General features: G+C 39.9%; 15 protein-coding genes. 6 read left to right on the forward strand and 9 right to left on the reverse strand.

All coding sequences use genetic code 11. The features are described from left to right. Nucleotides 1-158: 158 nt before the first annotated feature. Together V6260_RS03900 and V6260_RS03905 are read right to left on the reverse strand one after the other, a co-directional pair. Nucleotides 159-1,085, reverse strand: a complete 927-nt coding sequence (locus V6260_RS03900) for a retron St85 family RNA-directed DNA polymerase (RefSeq protein WP_341592764.1) — start codon at nt 1,083-1,085, stop codon at nt 159-161. Then, nucleotides 1,085-2,074, reverse strand: a complete 990-nt coding sequence (locus V6260_RS03905; protein ID WP_341592765.1) for a retron St85 family effector protein — start codon at nt 2,072-2,074, stop codon at nt 1,085-1,087. Before V6260_RS03905 ends, V6260_RS03900 begins: the two co-directional genes overlap by 1 nt. Before the next feature lie 439 nt (nt 2,075-2,513). Here V6260_RS03905 and V6260_RS03910 point away from each other — a divergent pair, with 439 nt between their 5' ends. Next, entirely contained in the window at nt 2,514-3,446 is a 933-nt protein-coding gene (locus V6260_RS03910) for a ChaN family lipoprotein (protein WP_341592766.1), read from the forward strand. 66 nt (nt 3,447-3,512) lie between these two features. On the opposite strand, the gene V6260_RS03915 is transcribed toward V6260_RS03910, so the two are convergent. Genes V6260_RS03915 through V6260_RS03930 form a run of 4 tightly spaced genes read right to left on the reverse strand, consistent with a single transcriptional unit; the run spans nt 3,513 to nt 6,908 of the window. After that, complete coding sequence (locus tag V6260_RS03915; RefSeq protein ID WP_341592767.1) at nt 3,513-4,232, reverse strand: HugZ family protein; 720 nt, start codon at nt 4,230-4,232, stop codon at nt 3,513-3,515. Beyond that, on the reverse strand, nt 4,229-5,053 hold the full coding sequence (locus V6260_RS03920) for an ATP-binding cassette domain-containing protein (RefSeq protein ID WP_341592768.1): 825 nt from the start codon (nt 5,051-5,053) through the stop codon (nt 4,229-4,231). Before V6260_RS03920 ends, V6260_RS03915 begins: the two co-directional genes overlap by 4 nt. Next, a complete protein-coding gene (locus tag V6260_RS03925; RefSeq protein WP_341592769.1) occupies nt 5,050-6,102 on the reverse strand; it encodes an iron ABC transporter permease in 1,053 nt (350 codons plus the stop codon). The genes V6260_RS03920 and V6260_RS03925 overlap by 4 nt, the downstream gene beginning before the upstream one ends. After that, complete coding sequence (locus V6260_RS03930; protein ID WP_341592770.1) at nt 6,099-6,908, reverse strand: heme/hemin ABC transporter substrate-binding protein; 810 nt, start codon at nt 6,906-6,908, stop codon at nt 6,099-6,101. The genes V6260_RS03925 and V6260_RS03930 overlap by 4 nt, the downstream gene beginning before the upstream one ends. A 140-nt stretch (nt 6,909-7,048) precedes the next feature. On the opposite strand from V6260_RS03930, the gene V6260_RS03935 reads away from it, so the two are divergent. Further along, nucleotides 7,049-9,130, forward strand: a complete 2,082-nt coding sequence (locus V6260_RS03935; RefSeq protein WP_341592771.1) for a TonB-dependent hemoglobin/transferrin/lactoferrin family receptor — start codon at nt 7,049-7,051, stop codon at nt 9,128-9,130. A gap of 331 nt (nt 9,131-9,461) precedes the next feature. Here V6260_RS03935 and V6260_RS03940 read toward each other — a convergent pair whose 3' ends face one another. Both V6260_RS03940 and V6260_RS03945 read right to left on the reverse strand, forming a co-directional pair. Beyond that, a complete protein-coding gene (locus V6260_RS03940; protein WP_341592772.1) occupies nt 9,462-10,436 on the reverse strand; it encodes a transposase in 975 nt (324 codons plus the stop codon). Between the two features lie 128 nt (nt 10,437-10,564). Next, nucleotides 10,565-11,227 (reverse strand): hypothetical protein, encoded by a 663-nt coding sequence (locus V6260_RS03945; RefSeq protein ID WP_341592773.1) that lies wholly within the window; start codon nt 11,225-11,227, stop codon nt 10,565-10,567. 108 nt (nt 11,228-11,335) lie between these two features. Here V6260_RS03945 and V6260_RS03950 point away from each other — a divergent pair, with 108 nt between their 5' ends. Beyond that, the gene (locus V6260_RS03950) at nt 11,336-12,211 is read left to right on the forward strand and encodes a LysR family transcriptional regulator (RefSeq protein ID WP_341592774.1); all 876 of its coding nucleotides are present in this window, start codon (nt 11,336-11,338) and stop codon (nt 12,209-12,211) included. Between the two features lie 284 nt (nt 12,212-12,495). On the opposite strand, the gene V6260_RS03955 is transcribed toward V6260_RS03950, so the two are convergent. After that, a complete protein-coding gene (locus tag V6260_RS03955) occupies nt 12,496-14,577 on the reverse strand; it encodes a TonB-dependent siderophore receptor (RefSeq protein WP_341592775.1) in 2,082 nt (693 codons plus the stop codon). Nucleotides 14,578-14,737: 160 nt separating this feature from the next. Here V6260_RS03955 and V6260_RS03960 point away from each other — a divergent pair, with 160 nt between their 5' ends. From V6260_RS03960 to V6260_RS03970, 3 genes are all read left to right on the forward strand, one after another. Then, a complete protein-coding gene (locus V6260_RS03960) occupies nt 14,738-15,361 on the forward strand; it encodes a fused MFS/spermidine synthase (RefSeq protein WP_211015451.1) in 624 nt (207 codons plus the stop codon). Further along, a complete protein-coding gene (locus V6260_RS03965; protein WP_341592776.1) occupies nt 15,354-16,238 on the forward strand; it encodes a fused MFS/spermidine synthase in 885 nt (294 codons plus the stop codon). The genes V6260_RS03960 and V6260_RS03965 overlap by 8 nt, the downstream gene beginning before the upstream one ends. Nucleotides 16,239-16,345: 107 nt before the next feature. Continuing rightward, nucleotides 16,346-16,813 (forward strand): MarR family transcriptional regulator, encoded by a 468-nt coding sequence (locus V6260_RS03970; RefSeq protein WP_211001089.1) that lies wholly within the window; start codon nt 16,346-16,348, stop codon nt 16,811-16,813. Nucleotides 16,814-16,819: the final 6 nt, after the last annotated feature.

The raw sequence follows: 16,819 nt of genomic DNA on the forward strand, positions 1-16,819 counted from the left end.
GCCAGTGTAGGTCGGATAAACGAAGCGCCATCCGACACAGTAAAATACCTTGCCAATTATTATCAACATTTTATGTTGTTGAATGGCTGGAGAGTGCCATAAGCCGACTATCAGCCGTAACCATTTCTGCCCCAAAACAAGCTACAAAAATTATAAATCTAATCTGAAAATATTGATTGAATTACTTCTTTACCATACTTTTTTTCCATTCGGATAAAGAAAGCTGGTTCAACAAATTTGGCGAACGATATATGGCCTCGTAAACAGTCTTTCTGTTCGTTAGTTAAAATGCCCAAACTGTATTTATGGATTAATGACGATATCGTGCGCTTTTTTGAGCGGCCTAGCGAAAGTTTTGAGTCATTGGTTATTGTAATTCCAGTGACGTGCCGATTATGTCCCTTTGAAGAAAAAACAGTTTTATTTGAGTTAACTTTGATTGAACCATTACAGTGCTTTTTTAATTGATCGCTAATAACTTTGGGGAATTCAAACAGAACCTCTTTTCTATTTGTTGAAAATGTTAGGTCATCTGCATAACGGGTATAATTTACTCCTAATTCTGAGCAATACTCATAAATTGCAGCATCAAAAAAATACATAACAAAATTAGAAATTAATGGCGAACTGGGTGCGCCAATACTAAGTTTCAGTCTACTTCTGCGAGTTAACTTGTAAAACAGTAAATTTGAAAGCAATTCCTTATCTGGGTTCGAAAAGTTTATCCCGCAACTGCTTGCTACTTTAAAGAATAGTTGTGGCTCAATGCTTGGGAAAAAATCTTTAAAGTCCATTTTTAGCATGTATCGGGTATTTTTATGCGCAAGCGCATTATCTTTAATGCTAACCCCTTTTTTATATGCTTTTGCTGAGTCATGCACAGGTAATATGCTTTCTAATTTATTGACAATAAGTCGTTGAATGAATTTTAACTCTTTTGAAGGGTGCGCAATTCTTCTTGTCCCATTACCGTTTCGCTTAGGGATGCGGTATTTCTTATACCTATGTGGCGCTGTTGCAGAAAACTTTAGAATTTCTGACTCACTAATAACTAGCATTGTTTTTAACAATAGCATTATATCCATTAGTTACCTTCTTCCATTTTGGGAGCGACGTTTTGCAGTACATTCACTCTTCTTCTTGCAAGTTGCGAATCGTCGGTGACATATGTCAGACGTAATGCCATTGTTAATGTGGAGTCATCTATTATTTTGTTATCCGTTGTTCGGCCAAAATTTACTAATTTTTTATCGCGATGAATAGGGTAATAATATGTATTGGTGCTTTCTCTTTCTTTGTCAATAAATCTCATTTTTCTAAGTAGATATAAGATTCGTTGGAGAGTGCCTTGTTGTACTTCGATTCCTAAGTGTTTTAATACTTTTTCTATTTCACCCAGCATAATGGGAAAAGACAGTCGAATAATTTCCGCAATTAAATACGAAATGTGGCCAGAAATTTTTTCTTTAAAATTTTCTGTTTTATGAGTGTTTTTAATTTTTTCTTCAACATTATGACAAAGATCTTCTAAGTAATAGTCGTCATATTCAGGTTCATTTTCTTGAACGCTATCATTCCGTGAAGGGAACGGATATGTGCAAAATGAATTTTCAACTTTGCTTTCGATAAATTTTAATGGACCCAAATAGATGAATGAATCCTCTGTTTCCAATTCATCCTTCGGAACAACAACTAGAAGTTTTTTAAAAAATGCAGGCCTAGAACAATAAAGCCCTAGCTCAACTAACGAGCCAGCGCTTTCAAGAAATATAATTACTAATGTTGATAAACTGGCTATATCATCTTCAAAAGTTAGTAAGTCACGATAGTTACCATCTACATAGTAATCTTTGAACTCTTCGGCTAAAACAATATAGTCGTGAAACTCAATGCCTTTTTCTGCGGTATACCGCATTAGTCTATCTCGAAAACTACCGGGAGGAAGTTGTTTGTCTACAGGGTGTACTATACCGCCACAAACAAATAGTGTTTTGATTGCGAATTGAACTTTAAAGTTGTCTTTGTTTAACCTGCCAAACTGTTCTTGTAAGGCCTTTTCATACTCTGCTGACAAAATCCATTCTCTTGAAAACAAAGAAGCGAACTAAATGTTCGCTTCTTTTACACTCTTTACTAGAGGAAGCGTTATAAAGTTTTATAGCGCTCCTGAGGCACGAAGGATCGTTATAAAACTTTATAACGCAACCCTAAATGTGCTCAATAAGTTAGAGTCTGGCTAATCGCCCGACTAGGCTAATTCATGGAATCATCCCAACGCTAAAGAGTAGAAATATACTAAACCTTTAAGAGGTTGGTAGCAACTCGTTTTTGTCCAAAAACGAGTTTAACCGACCTTCTGCTTCTCGCTCATAACTGCCTATCAACTGTACTCTACAATGCGTTATTTAATCGTTTTTACTTATTTATTTTGTCCTGTTTTTGGCTGGCTTAATACGCATTATAAATATATGATATTGATAATTATTTGTATTAACAGGTTTTGAAAGGTGTGTATGAAAAAGTCTATGTTAACTCTGGCGTTAGTTATGGGGTTGGGTGGTTGTAGTACAACCACTGTGGCGCCTGATAAAAGCTCATCGTTGTATTACTCAGCACTTTATAAAGCACAAGCGAAGCCTGTTAGCTCTGTATTATTAGAGCCCACGCTATTAAATGCCGATGTGGTTTTAGTAGGTGAATGGCATACACACCCAGGTGTGCATTTTTTTCAGGCTGAGTTATTTGAGCAATTAAGCAAAAGTAATAAACGCACAGCCCTTTCGCTTGAACAATTTAGCCGTGCCGATCAGCCTATTTTAAACCAGTACGTTAAGGGTGAAATTGGCGAGCAGTACTTAATTGATAATACTCAAGCATGGCCCAATTACAAAAGCGATTATCGGGCGCTTATAGAGCTGGCAAAAGCAAACAATAGCGATGTAATAGCTGCAAATGCGCCTAAAAATATTGTTACGTGTATTGGTAGGCAAGGGGTTAGTTATGTAAATAAGCTTGATGAAACACAGCAAAGCTTCATTGCGAGTACTATTGATACCTCGCCCAGTGATTACAAACAACGCTTTATGGCATCAATGCACCATGGTACGCCCAGTCAAAACGAAAACTATTATGCAGCGCAAGTGACCTGGGATGAAACTATGGGGGAGTCTATTGTTAACTATTTGAATAATCATAAAGATGCGCAGGTAATGCATATAGCGGGCGATTTTCATGTAAAAAATGGCGAAGGTATAGCGCGTGTTATTAAGCGTTTAGCGCCAGAGTTAAATGTTGTGTGGATATCGCCGGTAACAAGTGTGCAAGCTAATCAAACTGGGTATCAGTTGCAGGTTAATCCTTTGCCACCTCGTTATGTACAAAAAGCGCACCAACAAGCGGCTTTTAAGGCTTTAGGCAAGCGAGGCGAGCAAACAGCTTGCTTGTAAAATAACGACATAGTTGGTGAATCTTTTAACCAGGGCTCAGGTTAACTATGTCGTCATGTATTTAGTTTAATTATTTCGGGCTTGATTGGTTAGCTCAACCAACGCTTTACGTACCTCTAATGGGCTGTTGCACTGGGTTTTAAAGTTAATAAAGTAATTACGCTTTTGGCTTTGTATATAAAAGCCTGTGGGTAATAAGCCGCTCATTATTGGGGTGTTATCAGCAACGTTATAGTGCTGCATTAATATGAGCGACATAGCATCTTGATGATCGTCATTCATGTGGTTAATCATACTTTGCTGCTGGCTTTCGTCCCAGTTTTTTGCCTCGCCTTGCCATTCGTTTTGCTCAAGCCAAAATATTTTGCCAAAGCCGCCAATGTAGCGCACGCGTACTACGTCTAATTGCCATAATTGAAAGTCGTGCGCATTGCGATAGCTTGCGGCTTCGGGGTATAGGGCAATATAGTTATTAAGTAAAGTGTGTGCTTGCTCACTTGGCACAACTGAGCCATCGCCTACAAGCGTTACTCGCCCGTGCTCGTTTTGATCGCCTCTGTCGGCGGCATCAAAAATAGTGAGGCTCATACGAGAGTCGTGTTTTAGGTTTTTAGTGTGTTGGGCTATATCGCTAATAAAAAAGTAAACACGGCCTTGCTCGTCGCACATATAGGGAGTTACTGAGCCAAACGGGTAGCCGTGTAAATTATTAGAAATAGTCGACATAACACCGGCATTGGTTTTGTAAACCAAGGTGCGTGCATCGTTTAATGCTTGCTCTCTCATAAAAACTCCTGACGTTGAGAAAAAACCATGGGTGCATCGTTATAAGGATGAGGATTTACGTGCAGTTTCATGGCGTACATTTGTTGTAAGTTTTGTTCTGTTAATACGGTGTTTATAGGCCCGCTTTGCAGTACTTTTTTGTTGTGCAGTAAAATAGCGTCGGTTGCATAAAGGCTGGCCAAATTTAGATCGTGTATTGCAATAATGGCGCTGTTACCTTGCTCTACAAACGCTTTAACACAGCTGAGCAAAGCATGCTGATGGCGCATATCAAGTGCGGATGTAGGCTCGTCGAGCAGCATGAGTTTTGGCTCGCCCGATTGTGTAAAGGCGTTTAGCTGCGCTAAAGTGCGCGCCATATGCACACGTTGTTGCTCCCCGCCCGAAAGCGCACTTACGCGGCGAGTTAAATAATCACTTAGATCCATAATTGCGGCGTATTTATGTACTTTTTCGCTTTGCATTTTTAATGACTCTACATACGGGTAGCGGCCCATTGCAATAAGCTCAAATACCGTAAAATCAAACCCTACGTGGTTTGCTTGCATCATCACTGCCCGCTGTGTGGCAAGGCGGTTTTTAGTATAAGCAGCCAGCGGTTTAGTCTTAAAAAGTACACTGCCAGTAAAGGCATGCATACCTGCTAAGGTATGCATACCTGCTAAGGTATGCATACCTGCTAAGGTATGCAGCAAGGTTGATTTACCCGCGCCATTTTCACCAAGTAGTGCAACAAGCTGCCCTGCTTTAGCACAGCCATTAATGGTGTTTAAAACGGTATGGTTGCCAAAGCCAACGCTTAGGTTATTAAACGCGATCATGACCAGCCCCGCTTATTTTTAACAATTAAATAAATAAACAATGGCGCACCTAAAAGCGCAGTAATAATGCCAATAGGTAGCTCAGCGGGCATTATTACAATGCGTGCTAACCAGTCCGAAAGTAGCAATACCACCACGCCAATTAACATACAAAGCGGTAGCATATTACGTAAATGCGGCCCCACCATTAAGCGGGCAATATGCGGGACTACTAAACCAACAAACCCTATTAAACCAGTAAGCGCTACAACTGCACCTACACCTAATGCAACAAGTATAATTACATATAATTTAAGCTTGTTAGTGTCTACTCCTAGGTACTGAGCTTGTGACTCGCCAATAAGAAGTAAGTTCATTGGTTCTTTTAATCGCCAAAGGCCAATAAGGCTAATAAGCAGTAATGGCGAAGCTTGAATAATTGTACTCCAGCTTGCTCCGCCTAATGAGCCCATGGTCCAGTAATTTATTAATCGCAGTGCGCTGTCGTCGGCAAAAAAGCTCAATAGCCCAATAACCGCAAAGGCCAATGCGTTAATAGCCACCCCCACTAATATAAGTGTGGTGATATTTATTTGCCCTTGTTGCTTGGCAATAAAATATACCAGCGAGGTTACCCCAAGCGCCCCTAAAAATGAGGCATAAGGTAAATACAGCTGAGCGTTAAAATTAAACTGCGCGCTAAGTGCAATAAATGCTACTGCAACCATGGCCGCACCTGCACTAATGCCAATAATAGATGGGTCGGCCAATGGATTACGACACAGCGCTTGCGTTGACGCGCCTGTTTGGGCAAGCACCAACCCTACAAGCACAGCAAGCATAAAACGCGGCAAACGTATTTGCATTACTACATTAATTTGTAGCGCATCAAACTGATTAAAATACTCGGGCGCAAGCCAAGCAATGGCTAAACGCCAATCCCATCCTGCAGGCCCGTACCCTATGCTTAGTAGCGCCAAAGCAAAAATAAAAACTGAGGCCAATAGCATCCATTTATGGGGTTGGCTAAGTGTTATAGGCACAAAGCGACTTAACGTTAGGGTGTTCATAACTGGGCTTTGTACTCGCTAAGCTCATTAATTGCTGTGGCAATACGCGGCGACATGCCAAGCGAAAGTAGGCTATCCATTACAAGTAAGTTACAGCTTTGCGCGGCTTTTAATAACCGTAATGTAGGTTGCTCACAAAAAGCCTGCTTTCCGCCAAGGCTGTGTACAACGTGGGCTGGGGCGACTAAAAAGTCGGGCTGGTTTACAGCAAACACCTCAGTGTTAATTGCTTTAAAGCCTGAATGCGTAGCACCTATATTGGTAATGCCTGCATAGCTAAATAATAAATTAGGCACGGTTTCTTGCCCTGCAGCAACAAGCCCGCGCTCATTAGCTGAGAGTAAAAATAGCGCACTGTGCGTTTGCGCTTTTGCTTTTTTAGGCAGCGATTTAGTAATTTGAGAAATAAGTGATTGCGCTTTTTGCTTGGCGTTTAAATCGTCACCAAGGTGTTTTATTAGCTCAAGTAGTTCGTTAACAGAAGTAGGCTTTTTATAATGAATGAGTTTAACCCCTGTTGCCTCAATTTGTTTAAGTGCTTGGCTTCGCCCTGCGCCTTCAAGCGCTAACAAGGTGGTTGGGCGCCTAGAAAGCACGCCTTCTGCCGCTAAATCGCGGTAATAACCCACTTGCGGTAATTGCGTAGCTTGTTGCGGGTACATGCTAGATTGATCAACCGCTACAAGGGTGCTTTGTTTGCCCAGCGCATAAATTATTTCTGTAAGGGTGCCGCCAGCACTAATAACGCGCTCCTGTGCAAGTGCAGGTTGAGCGACTAAAGCAAACAATATAAATAGGTATTTCATTCCAAACTCCGGCTTTTATTTTTCGGCTATTATAACTAGTTAAATCTAAATGAAAATGATTATCATAATTAATTGATCTTAATTTGACTTAGTTGTAACATCCCCGCCATAAATAATAACTATTATCATTTGGAGTTAAAATGAATCCCTCTGCATTTAAATTTACTGCTATAGCAACCTTATTACTTAGCTCTGGCACTGCATTTGCCGAAAACATAATTGACGATCATATTGTTGTGAGCGGCTCACGCTTTGAACAAAAGCTTAAAGATGTAACAGGCTCAGTGACGGTTATTACTGAGCAAGACATAGAGCGCCAGCTAGCTGTAGATTTACAAACCATGTTTAAATACGATTCAAGCATTGCAACCACTGGCAGTGGCGCAGGCGCGCAAACACTTACTGTACGTGGTGTAGGTGGTAATCGTGTTGTATTTATAAAAGATGGCCGACGCACTAACGATGGCTACGCAGGCGGAGGGGGCTATTTAGTTGGCCGCAATTATTTTGATGTAGCAGGTGTAAAACAAGTAGAAGTCGCCAAAGGTGCTGCATCGTCTTTATATGGCTCTGATGCACTTGGTGGCATTGTGGTTATAACCACTAAAGACCCTAGTGATTATTTAAAAAATAACAGCAGCTTTGTAAAAATGGCACTGGGGTATCAAGGTCAAAACAACCAAATTGCTGCCGATATTACCGCTGCAAAAGACTTAGGCGATTTTGCAGTAAGCGCTGTGTATAGCCACCGCGACAGCGAAGAAGTACAAAATTATGACGAAAACTTACCCGGTTATGATGCGAAATCAGACGCTTTATTAGTTAAATTTGAGCAACAGCTTGATGAAAAGCGCACACTTAAATACACCCTCGATTACTTTAACCAAACAACTGAGCAAGTTATTACTCCTGCCGTTCAAGAAACCGAAGAAGACGACACTAACTGGTCGTTGGCGCTCGATTATCATTCAGAAGTAGCAACTGCTGCGTTTGATAAATGGCACGGGCAAGTGTCTTATAGCAGTTACGAGCAGCAAAGCGATCAAATTAGTGGTGCAAGCACCTACACCGATTATAACGACTATCGTTTTGAGCAAAATATTTTAGGTTTAAAAGCGGTATTTAATAAAGGACTTAAAGGAGAAACCACCGATCACGAAGTGGTATACGGTATTGATATCGATTTATACGACACCACCCGCCCCCGTTTTAAAACACGCATTTTAGCCGATGGCAGCGTTGATTTTACCGATCAAAAACAAAAAGCATTCCCAGGGGCTGATACTTCTTTAATTGGCGCCTATGTACAAGACAGTATGTCGTTTAATAATAGCGCGTGGTCGGTTATTGCGGGTGTGCGATATGATTACTACACCCTAGAGGCTAAAAATGATGAGCTATACGCCGATGCGCAGCTTGATGATATTACCGAATCTGCCTTTTCGCCTAAGCTAGGTGTTATTTATCAAGTAGATGATAACTTATCGTGGTACGGGCAATACGTACGAGGCTTTAAAATACCACCACACGACCAAGCCTATCAAAGCCACGGTGTAGAGCCGTTTTATCAAATACTCCCCAACGCCGATTTAGACCCAGAAAGCAGCGACTCATTTGAGCTTGGGCTTAGATACGCAAGCAGCGATATTAGCGTAAATGTAAGTGCTTTTTATGCAGCCTACGATGACTTTATAGAAACGGCTGTAGTGGGTGTTGAGCCAACATTTATTCCTGGTGTAAACAAAACGCTGTATCAATATCAAAATATTAGCGAAACACAAATAAGCGGTGTTGAAGCAGGAGTTGCCATGTATGTAGCTGAAAATATGCTACTAGAGGCAAACGTGGCCTACGTTGATGGTGAAAACAAAGAAACCGATCAGCCACTTACCAGCATTAGCCCATTAAATGGCTCAATATTGTTAACCACAGAGCAGGGTAATATTAATTGGACTGCGGCTTGGCGTTTAGCTAAATCGCAATCGGATGTAGTACTTGATGCAAATGGCGATAAAACCACACAAGGGCATGGCTATGGCATTTTTGATTTATACGCAAATTACGAGTGGCAAGCGTGGCAGCTAAATGTAGGTGTACTTAACTTGCTTGATAAAGAATATGTACCTTTTGAGCTAATTGCAGGGCAATCACAAGGCGCTGATTTTAGCCAATACACACAACCTGGGCGTAATTTTTCAGCCAAAATTAGTTATGAGTTTTAATTAGCATTTAACGCATTAAATGGCAACAACCGCTGTATGCTAAATGAAGCTGCAGCGCTTGTTGCTTACTTTTAAGATGACACCCATTTTAACTTTTTATGGTATTGATTGGGTTATCGGCATAATTTATAAACTTAACATGACACTCATCTTAATTTTTTAAAAATTCGGCTTAATCAACTAGCTAATTTTAAAAATTCATAAGCTAATGGCATATTTAAAGGCTTTTTCGGCGGTTATTTTAAAAATGTGCTGTTATGAATGTGGTTAGCTAAATTAAGGGCATGCTTAAACCTGCAGCTAGGCAGTTTTAAAACTATTAAGGAGATTTTTAGGCTAGTAGCTTCTTACAATTACTAAAATTTACTCGTCGTTTTTTATTTAAATGCTCGCAGTAACTTACATGTGATTGCGGTTTACCTACGGCGCCGTGAAATACGCGGGTAAAATCAGTAGTAAGTTTTAACCAATTTTCTGGCGATATGTTGACTCTTTCTAATAAAGGGAGCTGAGTGTTTTCAATAAAACCTGGTTTATCATTGCGAATAATGCGCCCTGTGAGCTCAATTAATTCAAGGTAATATTTAAGCTCGAACGGTAAACCTTTGGGCATAAATTTACGGGGCTTACCTGCAAACTTTAAAAGTTGTTTGGGCTGCTTGGAATCTTCTGCGTTCTTAATTCGCTTTTGTACACTGGTAAAGTTAGAGTCTTCAGGAGTATTAGCTACTTTTGCTCTAATTGGGTTTAAATCAACGTAAGCCATACAAGCTGTAAGGGCTGCTTCATCAAGAAGAGCTTGTGATTTAAAACGCCCTTCCCAAAACCGGCCAGTGCATTTATCTTCTTTGTTAGCTTTTCGGGCAATATGTTCGTTTAAAACGCGCATAAACCAGCTAATGCTAGATAACCTTTCTCTGTATTGAATAATAGTTTGGCTTAAAAAGTATCGTTCAGTATTGCTAAGATCCTCACCTTGTAAAAACTTTTGCGTAAGTAGTGTGCCTTTACATAGCTTATGCCAGCGCAGCACTATAGCTTTGTCATTTAACCTATTTGCTTTTTTATCATCAACATAAAGTACAATATGCGTATGATTGCTCATAACTGCGTAAGCACATATATCAATACAAAATATTTTAGCGAGACTAAATAGTTTTTGCTCTACCCAGGCCCTTCGGTGTTCGTAAGATTTGCCTGTTAATGAATCCTCACCGCATAAATAAGCATGGCGTACACAGCGTGAAATACAGTGATAGTATTTTGTATCGGCCAAACTTATTTGGCGTTTTCTTGCAATAGCCATGTAGCACCTGTTTGTTTATTGAGCTAAATAAATCTTAGTTGCTAAATAACTAAAGTACAAAAATAACGGTGGGTGTCACTGTAAAATTTTAAATCTTCATCATCTTAAACTTACTAAAAAGTTATACTTTATAAAGCTGTAAAGTCTCGGGTTTCTAAATAACTCGGTGCATTTTTAAAACAAGCCTCTAGCTTACTTTTAAGTGCAGTATTTACCGCAGTATCACACTTTAACTCTTCGTTATATTTACCATTACTCAGAGGTATTAGGCTTAACGAGTCATAGCTTGGCTTGCTTTGTATTTTATGAATTACCAAGCCTTGCGTTGCTGAAACCTTTATTAAATCAAACTCTGCTTTTTTGGGTTTAGTTATAGCGAGCTTTTTTACATATAACGGATTTTTGAAAGTTAGTTTTGTTGAAAACAGTGCGTATCCTCCACGCTCAAAATGACCATTAAACACAGTCGTTTTTAATGTGGGTGTCATCTTATTTATTAATAAGTTCAAATCAAATTTAGTTGGTAAAATAGTGATCTGAGTTTGCTTTTTAACTGATTCATTTAGTGCATTTTTGATTATTTTAAGATGAGTGTCATCTGTCGTTACTTCATACACTATTTGGTAGTTGTGTGGTGGGGCGTATAACGGCATGTGGCTAGCTAGTACTTTATCGCCCGCTAATATAAGTGCCATACCATGAAATCCCACGTAGCTGTGGGCTTTGTGTTGATGTGTATTTGCAAGTGCTGTGCTCGTTAATGAAATAAAAAGTAGCAGTATGTATTTCATGTTAATTCTCAAAAATAAATATAGCGCTACTATAAGCTGGTTTTTTATGTATAAATAATCGATAATAAGTCTTTAGTTGTTTCCTTTTAATCAACATGGTTTGGCGCTATGCATTTAGACGATATTGAAAAAGTAATTCATATAGCGGGTTCGCAAAATCTGCATACAACCGCTAAGCATTTTAATATTACCCCAGGAGCGCTGTCTAAAACGCTAAAAAAGGTTGAGGCAAACTTAGCCACAGAGCTGTTTAACCGTGTGGGTAAAACCTTAGTACTCAATGATAAAGGCAAAGAGTTTGTTAAGCACAGTAGCGATTTAGTTCATAATTACCAGCAGCTTACTAGCCGTTTTAAAAGCGACAATCATAAATTTAATGCGGTTATTGCAGGCCCTGCCATTTTACTCAAAAGTGGCGTTAAAAAGCTGCTTACACTTCTTAGCAACCTGCCTTGCTCGGTGCGTATTAATAATGTATTTGAAGGTGAAGCCATAAGCCAAGTTGCATCAGGCTCGGCGCATATTGCGTTAGTTACTCGCGAGGCATTAAATAATAGCTTACATACTAATTTAGTAGCGGTTGATGTATTTAATACTGGGTTTAGTGTGGCTGCGGCCGCTGCGCATCAGCTAGTTCAAAAAGGTGCATTATCGCTCAATAAAAATCAACTACAGCACGTGGCTTTTGCATGTCCGCTGTTTTCACCGCTTTGCGGCTTAGAGCAAGGTGTAGGCTCCGACGGCTGGCAAGATGAAATAGCCCCGCGCAATATTGTATTTAGATGTAGCGACTACAGTGCATTAATAGAGGTTGTGCAAAGTGGCTTGGCGTTAGCATATTTACCTAACTTTGTGATTGACGATTTAGGGCTTACAAAATTAACTGTAAAGGGGGTTAACAGTCACTATAGTGAAAGCATTGTAATGATATACAAACCATCAAAGGCCGATGGTTGGCTTAATAAACTTATGCATTCTTTATAAAAAAGGACTAAAAAAAATAAAGCGCCTTAACCACTACACTAAGACGCTTTAGGATGAAAACTGGTTTATACCAATCCGCAATAATACTTAATCATTTTGCGGGGCTAAACGTGTCACTATCTGCGTTAAAAAATTCTCATTTACGACTGCATGGATGCAGAAGGTAGAGCAATGCAGGAGCAATTGCCGAGAGCAACTAAATAGCGAATTTTTTGCCTGGCTATTAACACGTTTTTCCAGCCTCAAAATAGATCACTTAATTAAGCGAATTGGTATTATTTTTATTAAAAATTATAAGCTAACGACATTTTAAATTGAGTTGGCGCACCTGGGTAAACCCATAAAGCGTTGTAGCTACTTTCTGCGTAATCTTCATCAAAAATGTTATTAACACTGATATTAAGTTCGGTTTGCTCGGTTAAATTAACTTGTCCAAACACGCCTACTAGCTGATAGCTTGGTAGCCTAAAACTTAAATCGGCGGCATCACCTAAACGGCTACTTGTGTATTGGTAACTTGCACCAAACTCAAGTTCTTTGCCCATTAATGCTGTTTGGTGGCTAAGCGTAAGGTTTAAGTTGTTTTTTGGTACATTTACCAGTGGGCTGCCTTTTTCAATTGGCACGCCCCAATCGGCATTAATAATGTCGTTTGCGGTTGTTGCATCTATATAGGCGTATGATAAGTTAAACGTGGTTGCATTAGTAATATAGGTGTTTAAATCAAGCTCAAAACCTTTACTATCGGCTTTACCAATAGGCGCTGAAAAACCAACGTTTACAGGGTCTGCTACTAACATATTACTTTTAGACGCATCAAAAAATGCCACAGTACCGTTTACGCCTAAGTATTCAAACTTAGCGCCAACTTCAAACGAATCGCTGTATTCAAAACCAAATGGGTCGCCGCTTGCATCAGTACCACTCAGTGGCAAAAAGCCTTCTGAGTAACTGCTGTAAAAGGTGAGTGCATTATTTAGCTCGTACACTACACCAACACGCGGGCTTATTTGACTCTCAGAGCTTGTTGAGTACACGCCGCTGTTGGTTTCTAAAATGTCTTGATCAACACTGTCAAATCTTAGGCCAATTAATAGCTTAAATTTATCGGTAATATCCATTTGGTCTTGAACATAAATGCAGTATGCGTTTTGCTCTTCGTCGTTTTCGTAAAGTAAGCTAACTGCTGGGCGCTCAACATCGTAATTTGGCTCAAGAATATCAACAGTATAAGTACCATTACCGCCGCGGTAGCGTGAAAGCGCTGTACGTAAATCGTATTTATATGCATCTGCGCCTATTAATAAGTGATGCGTAATACCGGCTGTGTCTAAACTTCCGCTAACTTCAAACTTAACGCTTGTGTCTTCTACTTCGTAGTCGCGATAGCGCTGCTGTCGGGTAAGCGTACGTCCATCGTCAAATAACGATTGGCGCGATGGCGAAAGCTCAGCATCCGACGAAAACCCCGTTAATGTAGAGCTGCGGTAGTTTGCACCTAAAACTAACGACCATTCGTCATTAATGTCGTGATTTAACGTAATTTGATGACCACGAGAATAAACCTGCGTGTCGCCATCGTTTGGGTTACCTAAATAGCGTGAGCTTGGTACGGTGTCAAAATCGTTATCAAGTACTACAACACCACGGTCAAATAACTGGGCTAAATCTATGTATTCAAACTCATACGTTACACTGGTCGATGCGTTTATTTGATGATAAATAGACGGCGTAATCACCTTTTTATTGGTGTACACCTCATCGCGGTAGCTGTCGCTATCTTGCCACGCGCCATTTATTCTAAACGCAGTGGTATCGTTAATGCCGTTAGTGTAATCGCCTTCAACACGGTTGAAGCTGTCGCTGCCTAAGCTTAGCTTTAGCTCACCTTGAGAATCAAACTGTGGCTTTTTGGTCACAATATTTACAGTACCACCGGGCTCCGAGCGCCCATAAAGTGCTGAGCCTGGGCCTTTTAATACTTCTATATATTCAATGTTTGATACATCGCGCGGGCCGCTAAAACCACGCCCACCGCTAAAGCCATTAATTAAATAGCCTGATGGCATGTTTTCGTTACCCGAAAGGCCACGAATCGAAAAGCTATCCCATAATGCGCCACTGTTATTTTTGCGCGAAATACTCGCCGAAAAATCAAGCGCGTCTTGTAATTCGGTAATGCCTTTTTGATCAAGCGCGGCGCTGCTAACACTTACAATAGACTGCGGCATTTGCTTTTGAGGAATGTCGCCACGGTATGCTTGTTTATAAGTAACCGATATTTTTTCAATTTCGTCGGTTTGCTCTTGTGCAAGTGTTTGCGCACTAATGCCTAAACAGGCTAAGTAAATTAAAGAGTACTTCATGATTGATAATAGAGAATAAACAAATGTGATATTATAACGATAAGTTTAACATGTGTTACTTTATAACAAAAAGACTTTTTTGAATTTAAAAATTGCATTAGCAGCTTTGTATACATCACGTTAGTATGGTGATCTATTTAGGTTACTTAACGATAATTATATGAGCATAAAAACAAACGCATTAATTTACTTTTTAGCCTTTTGCAGTGGTTTTTGCATTATGGGTATTGAGCTTTTAGGTGGGCGTATTTTAGCGCCCTATTTTGGCAGTAGCGTACATATTTGGGGCAGTATAATTACCGTATTTATGCTTAGCCTTTCTTTTGGTTATTTGCTCGGCGGCAAGCTCAGTACAAAAAATGCATCGCTTACTAAATACGGCTTAATATTTTTAGTTGCGAGTATAATGGTGGTGCCTATCACACTGTTTTCACAGCCTATAATGGAGTTTATTTTTACCCATATTGAAGATAGCCGTTATGGCTCTTTGCTAGCCTCTACGGCTTTGTTTTTTATTCCCACCATAATTTTAGGCATGATCTCACCTTATTCTGTTCGTTTATTAGTAACCGACAGCGAAAAGAGCGGCCAAGTTGCGGGTATTTTATATTTTGTAAGCACGCTTGGTAGTGCGCTTGGTACTATTATTACTTCGTTTTACTTTGTACTGGCGTTCGACGTAAACACCATAATTAGCGCATTTGCTTCTACGCTTGGGTTACTTGGCGTACTTGCAATTGTTATTAATAGCTTGGCAGGTAATAAGGAGTTGGCTCATGCTTAAATATTTACTTTTGGCTTTAAGTGTATTTTCGGGTGCAGCAACGAGCGAGGTCATTCATGAGGAGCGCTCTTTATATCGCAATATTATTGTTGATGAAACTCGTGACCTACGTTGCCTAAAATTTAACACCAAAAGTAGCCAAACAAGCCAAAGTTGTATGTATAAAAATGACCCCGACAAACTCGTTTTTAATTATACCAAGCTTACGTTTGCCAGCCTTTTAGTAACACAAAATCCTAAAAACGTACTGGTTATAGGCTTAGGTGGCGGGACGCTTTCTAATGTTATTCATGAGCTTTACCCAGCAGCTAAAATTCATAATGTTGAAATAGACCCAGCCGTTTTAAAAGTAGCCCGCGATTATTTTAACTTTATAGAAACCGACAACGTTACATCAAGCGTGCAAGATGGGCGTATATTTATAAAACGTGCCGCTATTAAAAAGCAAAAGTACGACTGGATCATTCTTGATGCATTCAACGGCGATTACATTCCAGAGCATTTGCTTACTAAAGAATTTTTTGAAGAAGTACAAAGCGTATTGGCCGATGGCGGTGTTATTGCAGCTAATACGTTTTCGAGCAGCAAGTTATACGAGCACGAGTCGGCAACGTACCATAGCGTATTTGGTGACTTTATTAACGTAAGCCGCCCTAATCGCAGTAACCGTATTATTTTAGCGGGCATTAAAACTATGCCAACGCAGGCGCAACTTAACGAGCGTATTAGCGTCCTTGCACCGCGTTTAAAAAAATACGATGTAGATATAAAAGCAATAAGCACCTATATGCAAAGCACCAAAAACAACCAAGACTGGCCAGCTAACACTAAAATACTGACCGACCAATACTCTCCAGCTAACCTCCTTAACTTTTAATGTTTATTAAGCCCCAATAAGGGGCTTTTTTGCGGCATACCTCTATATTTACTTAGCACGCTAACTAATGTTAAAATACTTAGCATGCTAACTAAATTAATGTGGTTATGACTACTCAAACTCCTTTTCACGAAACGCTCGATTTAACCATTATCGGCAATATGGGCCGTGTTCATCGGTTATGCCGTGAAGCCGTTACCCTAGCCGTTGAGCCTTTAGGACTTACGCAATCACGTTGGACAGCCTTAATGCACATAGATATGCGCGGCGAAGGGTTAACTCAACTTGAGCTTGCTAACAGCTTAGGCATAGAAATGCCCTCTCTCACTCGTACTTTAAAACAATTAGAAGATCAGCTTTTAATCACCCGCAAAATAGATGAGCACGATAAGCGCAGTAAAAAAATTTACTTCACAGAGCAAGGCGGCACTATTTTGCATTCTTTGTTAGAGACAGTTAGCGACATAAAAAAACAGTTATACAGCGATTTGTCTACTGAGGAGCTAGATGCTATGGCATTGTGTTTACTCAAAATGGAACAAAACGCGCTCAAATGTATTGAAGTTAATAAGTAAGGTTAA

The sequence above is a fragment of the Pseudoalteromonas aliena genome (genome assembly GCF_038155085.1).
GTDB classification, from domain to species: domain Bacteria; phylum Pseudomonadota; class Gammaproteobacteria; order Enterobacterales; family Alteromonadaceae; genus Pseudoalteromonas; species Pseudoalteromonas aliena_A.

What these genes read in the sequence shown, in the direction of transcription:
- V6260_RS03945 (WP_341592773.1), bottom strand. Translation starts at nt 11,227, where the DNA reads ATGAAATACATACTGCTACTTTTTATTTCATTAACGAGCACAGCACTT.
- V6260_RS03950 (WP_341592774.1), top strand. Translation starts at nt 11,336, where the DNA reads ATGCATTTAGACGATATTGAAAAAGTAATTCATATAGCGGGTTCGCAA.
- V6260_RS03935 (WP_341592771.1), top strand. Translation starts at nt 7,049, where the DNA reads ATGAATCCCTCTGCATTTAAATTTACTGCTATAGCAACCTTATTACTT.
- V6260_RS03930 (WP_341592770.1), bottom strand. Translation starts at nt 6,908, where the DNA reads ATGAAATACCTATTTATATTGTTTGCTTTAGTCGCTCAACCTGCACTT.
- V6260_RS03940 (WP_341592772.1), bottom strand. Translation starts at nt 10,436, where the DNA reads ATGGCTATTGCAAGAAAACGCCAAATAAGTTTGGCCGATACAAAATAC.
- V6260_RS03970 (WP_211001089.1), top strand. Translation starts at nt 16,346, where the DNA reads ATGACTACTCAAACTCCTTTTCACGAAACGCTCGATTTAACCATTATC.
- V6260_RS03955 (WP_341592775.1), bottom strand. Translation starts at nt 14,577, where the DNA reads ATGAAGTACTCTTTAATTTACTTAGCCTGTTTAGGCATTAGTGCGCAA.
- V6260_RS03925 (WP_341592769.1), bottom strand. Translation starts at nt 6,102, where the DNA reads ATGAACACCCTAACGTTAAGTCGCTTTGTGCCTATAACACTTAGCCAA.
- V6260_RS03960 (WP_211015451.1), top strand. Translation starts at nt 14,738, where the DNA reads ATGAGCATAAAAACAAACGCATTAATTTACTTTTTAGCCTTTTGCAGT.
- V6260_RS03915 (WP_341592767.1), bottom strand. Translation starts at nt 4,232, where the DNA reads ATGAGAGAGCAAGCATTAAACGATGCACGCACCTTGGTTTACAAAACC.
- V6260_RS03965 (WP_341592776.1), top strand. Translation starts at nt 15,354, where the DNA reads ATGCTTAAATATTTACTTTTGGCTTTAAGTGTATTTTCGGGTGCAGCA.
- V6260_RS03920 (WP_341592768.1), bottom strand. Translation starts at nt 5,053, where the DNA reads ATGATCGCGTTTAATAACCTAAGCGTTGGCTTTGGCAACCATACCGTT.
- V6260_RS03910 (WP_341592766.1), top strand. Translation starts at nt 2,514, where the DNA reads ATGAAAAAGTCTATGTTAACTCTGGCGTTAGTTATGGGGTTGGGTGGT.
- V6260_RS03900 (WP_341592764.1), bottom strand. Translation starts at nt 1,085, where the DNA reads ATGGATATAATGCTATTGTTAAAAACAATGCTAGTTATTAGTGAGTCA.